Origin of the sequence: Klebsiella sp. EMBS2024 (assembly GCF_036233805.1) — a bacterium.
Taxonomy (GTDB): domain Bacteria; phylum Pseudomonadota; class Gammaproteobacteria; order Enterobacterales; family Enterobacteriaceae; genus Klebsiella; species Klebsiella pneumoniae.
Genome location: NZ_JAZARW010000002.1, coordinates 8,407 through 14,303, shown reverse-complemented (window position 1 = coordinate 14,303; position 5,897 = coordinate 8,407). Strand labels below are relative to the sequence as shown.

At 53.1% G+C, this 5,897-nt stretch carries 3 protein-coding genes; all 3 read left to right on the top strand.

Going from position 1 to position 5,897, the window contains the following annotated elements; translation table 11 throughout:
* The first annotated feature begins 236 nt into the window (after positions 1 to 236).
* The 3 genes from lacI to lacY all read left to right on the top strand — a co-directional run bounded on the left by lacI (position 237) and on the right by lacY (position 5,820).
* Complete coding sequence (lacI, locus tag VZP09_RS24340; RefSeq protein WP_004206569.1) at positions 237 to 1,319, top strand: DNA-binding transcriptional repressor LacI; 1,083 nt, start codon at positions 237 to 239, stop codon at positions 1,317 to 1,319.
* Positions 1,320 to 1,440: 121 nt separating this feature from the next.
* Positions 1,441 to 4,515 (top strand): beta-galactosidase, encoded by a 3,075-nt coding sequence (gene lacZ / locus VZP09_RS24335; RefSeq protein ID WP_004187094.1) that lies wholly within the window; start codon positions 1,441 to 1,443, stop codon positions 4,513 to 4,515.
* A gap of 51 nt (positions 4,516 to 4,566) precedes the next feature.
* Positions 4,567 to 5,820 (top strand): lactose permease, encoded by a 1,254-nt coding sequence (lacY, locus tag VZP09_RS24330; RefSeq protein ID WP_003846917.1) that lies wholly within the window; start codon positions 4,567 to 4,569, stop codon positions 5,818 to 5,820.
* Positions 5,821 to 5,897 lie beyond the last annotated feature (77 nt).

Below are 5,897 nucleotides of genomic sequence, written 5' to 3'. Positions count from 1 at the left end.
GGTAATGCTGTCAACCTGTTGATGACTATTTTAATCTGTAGTCATTCAATCCTTGTAACATCAGGATGATCTTGGTGTCAGTGAAAATACGAAATCAACACGTTGGTATCATTACCCACCTGTGAACTGACGTCGGCATTTTGAATCTCACTTCGGCGTGCCCCCTCCGAATGGCGCAAAACATTTCGTGGTATGGCATGATAGCACCCGAAGAGAGTCAATTCAGGGTGGTAAATGTGAAACCAGTAACGCTATACGATGTCGCAGAGTATGCCGGTGTCTCTTATCAGACCGTTTCCCGCGTGGTGAACCAGGCCAGCCACGTCTCTGCGAAAACGCGGGAAAAGGTGGAAGCGGCGATGGCGCAGCTGAACTACATTCCCAACCGCGTGGCACAACAACTGGCGGGGAAACAGTCGTTGCTGATTGGCGTTGCTACCTCCAGTCTGGCCCTGCACGCGCCGTCGCAAATTGTCGCGGCGATTAAATCTCGCGCCGATCAACTGGGTGCCAGCGTGGTGGTGTCGATGGTAGAACGAAGCGGCGTCGAAGCCTGTAAAGCGGCGGTGCACAATCTTCTCGCGCAACGCGTCAGTGGGCTGATCATTAACTATCCGCTGGATGACCAGGATGCCATTGCTGTGGAAGCTGCCTGCGCTAATGTTCCGGCGTTATTTCTTGATGTCTCTGACCAGACTCCCATCAACAGTATTATTTTCTCCCATGAAGACGGTACGCGACTGGGCGTGGAGCATCTGGTCGCATTGGGTCACCAGCAAATCGCGCTGTTAGCGGGCCCATTAAGTTCTGTCTCGGCGCGTCTGCGTCTGGCGGGCTGGCATAAATATCTCACTCGCAATCAAATTCATCCGATAGCGGAACGGGAAGGCGACTGGAGTGCCATGTCCGGTTTTCAACAAACCATGCAAATGCTAAATGAGGGCATCGTTCCCACTGCGATGCTGGTTGCCAACGATCAGATGGCGCTGGGCGCAATGCGCGCCATTACCGAGTCCGGGTTGCGCGTTGGTGCGGATATCTCGGTAGTGGGATACGACGATACCGAAGACAGCTCGTGTTATATCCCGCCGTTAACCACCATCAAACAGGATTTTCGCCTGCTGGGGCAAACCAGCGTGGACCGCTTGCTGAAACTCTCTCAGGGCCAGGCGGTGAAGAGCAATCAGCTGTTGCCCGTCTCACTGGTGAAAAGAAAAACCACCCTACCGCCCAATACGCAAACCACCTCTCCCCGCACGTTGGCAGATTCCTTAATGCAGCTGGCACGACAAGTTTCCCGACTTGAAAGCGGGCAGTGAGCGCAACGCAATTAATGTGAGTCAGCTCACTCATTAGGCACCCCAGGCTTTACACTCTATGTGTCCGGCTCGTATGTTATGCGAAAATGTGAGCGGATAACAATTCACGCAGGATACAACTATGACAATGATTACGGATTCACTGGCCGTCGTATTACAACGTCGTGACTGGGAAAACCCTGGCGTTACCCAACTTAATCGCCTTGCGGCACATCCCCCTTTCGCCAGCTGGCGTAATAGCGAAGAGGCTCGCACCGATCGCCCTTCCCAAGAGTCGCGCAGCCTGAATGGTGAATGGCGCTTTGCCTGGTTTCCGGCACCAGAAGCGGTACCAGAAAGCTGGCTGGAGCGCGATCTTCCTGACGCCGATACTGTCATCGTCCCCTCAAACTGGCAGATGCACGGTTACGATGCGCCTATCTACACCAACGTGACCTATCCCATTGCGGTCAATCCGCCGTATGTTCCCACGGAGAATCCGACGGGCTGTTACTCGCTCACATTTAATGTTGATGAAAGCTGGCTACAGGAAGGCCAGACGCGAATTATTTTTGATGGTGTTAACTCGGCGTTTCATTTGTGGTGCAACGGGCGCTGGGTCGGTTACGGACAGGACAGTCGTTTGCCGTCTGAATTTGACCTGAGCGCATTTTTACACGCCGGAGAAAACCGCCTCGCGGTGATGGTGCTGCGCTGGAGTGACGGCAGTTATCTGGAAGATCAGGATATGTGGCGGATGAGCGGCATTTTCCGTGACGTCTCGTTGCTGCATAAACCGAGCACGCAAATCAGCGATTTCCATGTAGCCACTCACTTTAATGATGATTTCAGCCGCGCTGTACTGGAGGCAGACGTTCAGATGTACGGCGAGCTGCGCGATGAGCTGCGGGTGACGGTTTCTTTGTGGCAGGGTGAAACGCAGGTCGCCAGCGGCACCGCGCCTTTCGGCGGTGAAATTATCGATGAGCGTGGTGGTTATGCCGATCACGTCACCCTACGTCTGAACGTCGAAAACCCGAAACTGTGGAGCGCCGAAATCCCGAATCTCTATCGTGCGGTGGTTGAACTGCACACCGCCGACGGCACGCTGATTGAAGCAGAAGCCTGCGATGTCGGTTTCCGCGAGGTGCGGATTGAAAATGGTCTGCTGCTGCTGAACGGCAAGCCGTTGCTGATTCGCGGCGTTAACCGTCACGAGCATCATCCTCTGCATGGTCAGGTCATGGATGAGCAGACGATGGTGCAGGATATCCTGCTGATGAAGCAGAACAACTTTAACGCCGTGCGCTGTTCGCATTATCCGAACCATCCGCTGTGGTACACGCTGTGCGACCACTACGGCCTGTATGTGGTGGATGAAGCCAACATTGAAACCCACGGCATGGTGCCAATGAATCGTCTGACCGATGATCCGCGCTGGCTACCCGCGATGAGCGAACGCGTAACGCGAATGGTGCAGCGCGATCGTAATCACCCGAGTGTGATCATCTGGTCGCTGGGGAATGAATCAGGCCACGGCGCTAATCACGACGCACTCTATCGCTGGATCAAATCTGTCGATCCTTCCCGCCCGGTACAGTATGAAGGCGGCGGAGCCGACACCTTCGCAACCGATATTATTTGCCCGATGTACGCGCGCGTGGATGAAGACCAGCCCTTCCCGGCTGTGCCGAAATGGTCCATCAAAAAATGGCTTTCGTTGCCTGGAGAGACGCGCCCGCTGATCCTTTGCGAATACGCCCACGCGATGGGTAACAGTCTTGGCGGCTTCGCTAAATACTGGCAGGCGTTTCGTCAGTACCCCCGTTTACAGGGCGGCTTCGTCTGGGACTGGGTGGATCAGTCGCTGATTAAATATGATGAAAATGGCAATCCGTGGTCGGCTTACGGCGGTGATTTTGGCGATACGCCGAATGATCGCCAGTTCTGCATGAACGGTCTGGTCTTTGCCGACCGCACGCCGCATCCGGCGCTGACGGAAGCAAAACACCAGCAGCAGTTTTTCCAGTTCAGTTTATCCGGGCGAACCATCGAAGTGACCAGCGAATACCTGTTCCGTCATAGCGATAACGAGCTCCTGCACTGGATGGTGGCGCTGGATGGCAAGCCGCTGGCAAGCGGTGAAGTGCCTCTGGATGTCGCTCCACAAGGTAAACAGTTGATTGAACTGCCTGAACTACCGCAGCCGAAGAGCGCCGGACAACTCTGGCTAACGGTTCACGTAGTGCAACCGAACGCGACCACATGGTCAGCAGCCGGACACATCAGCGCCTGGCAGCAGTGGCGTCTGGCGGAAAACCTCAGCGTGACACTCCCCTCCGCGCCCCACGCCATCCCGCAACTGACCACCAGCGAAACGGATTTTTGCATCGAGCTGGATAATAAGCGTTGGCAATTTAACCGCCAGTCAGGCTTTCTTTCACAGATGTGGATTGGCGATAAAAAACAACTGCTGACGCCGCTGCGCGATCAGTTCACCCGCGCACCGCTGGATAACGACATTGGCGTAAGTGAAGCGACCCGCATTGACCCTAACGCCTGGGTCGAACGCTGGAAGGCGGCGGGCCATTACCAGGCCGAAGCAGCGTTGTTGCAGTGCACGGCAGATACGCTTGCCGACGCGGTGCTGATTACCACGGTCCACGCGTGGCAGCATCAGGGGAAAACCTTATTTATCAGCCGGAAAACCTACCGGATTGATGGAAGTGGTCAAATGGCGATTACCGTTGATGTTGAAGTGGCGAGCAATACGCCACATCCGGCGCGGATTGGCCTGACCTGCCAGCTGGCGCAGGTAGCAGAGCGGGTAAACTGGCTCGGATTAGGGCCGCAAGAAAACTATCCCGACCGCCTTACTGCGGCCTGTTTTGACCGCTGGGATCTGCCATTGTCAGACATGTATACCCCGTACGTCTTCCCGAGCGAAAACGGTCTGCGCTGCGGGACGCGCGAATTGAATTATGGCCCACACCAGTGGCGCGGCGACTTCCAGTTCAACATCAGCCGCTACAGTCAACAGCAACTGATGGAAACCAGCCATCGCCATCTGCTGCACGCGGAAGAAGGCACATGGCTGAATATCGACGGTTTCCATATGGGGATTGGTGGCGACGACTCCTGGAGCCCGTCAGTGTCGGCGGAATTCCACCTTAGCGCCGGTAGCTACCATTACCAGTTGCTCTGGTGTCAAAAATAATAATAACCGGGCAGGCCATGTCTGCCCGTATTTCGCGTAAGGAAATCCATTATGTACTATTTAAAAAACACAAACTTTTGGATGTTCGGTTTATTCTTTTTCTTTTACTTTTTTATCATGGGAGCCTACTTCCCGTTTTTCCCGATTTGGCTACATGACATCAACCATATCAGCAAAAGTGATACGGGTATTATTTTTGCCGCTATTTCTCTGTTCTCGCTATTATTCCAACCGCTGTTTGGTCTGCTTTCTGACAAACTCGGGCTGCGCAAATACCTGCTGTGGATTATTACCGGCATGTTAGTGATGTTTGCGCCGTTCTTTATTTTTATCTTCGGGCCACTGTTACAATACAACATTTTAGTAGGATCGATTGTTGGTGGTATTTATCTAGGCTTTTGTTTTAACGCCGGTGCGCCAGCAGTAGAGGCATTTATCGAGAAAGTCAGCCGTCGCAGTAATTTCGAATATGGTCGCGCGCGGATGTTTGGCTGTGTTGGCTGGGCGCTGTGTGCCTCGATTGTCGGCATCATGTTCACCATCAATAATCAGTTTGTTTTCTGGCTGGGTTCTGGCTGTGCATTCATCCTCGCCGTTTTACTCTTTTTCGCCAAAACGGATGCGCCCTCTTCTGCCACGGTTGCCAATGCGGTAGGTGCCAACCATTCGGCATTTAGCCTTAAGCTGGCGCTGGAACTGTTCAGACAGCCAAAACTGTGGTTTTTGTCACTGTATGTTATTGGCGTTTCCTGCACCTACGATGTTTTTGACCAACAGTTTGCTAATTTCTTTACTTCGTTCTTTGCTACCGGTGAACAGGGTACGCGGGTATTTGGCTACGTAACGACAATGGGCGAATTACTTAACGCCTCGATTATGTTTTTTGCGCCACTGATCATTAATCGCATCGGTGGGAAAAACGCCCTGCTGCTGGCTGGCACTATTATGTCAGTACGTATTATTGGCTCATCGTTCGCTACCTCAGCACTGGAAGTGGTTATTCTGAAAACGCTGCATATGTTTGAAGTACCGTTCCTGCTGGTGGGCTGCTTTAAATATATTACCAGCCAGTTTGAAGTGCGTTTTTCAGCGACGATTTATCTGGTCTGTTTCTGCTTCTTTAAGCAACTGGCGATGATTTTTATGTCTATTCTGGCGGGCAATATGTATGAAAGCATCGGTTTCCAGGGCGCTTACCTGGTGCTGGGTCTGGTGGCGCTGGGCTTCACCTTAATTTCCGTGTTCACGCTTAGCGGCCCCGGCCCACTTTCTCTGCTGCGTCGCCAGGTGAATGAAGTCGCTTAAGAAATTAATGTCGGATACGGCGCGAGCGCCTTATCCGACCAACTTATCAGGACGGAATGGGCTTTGTTGAATAAATC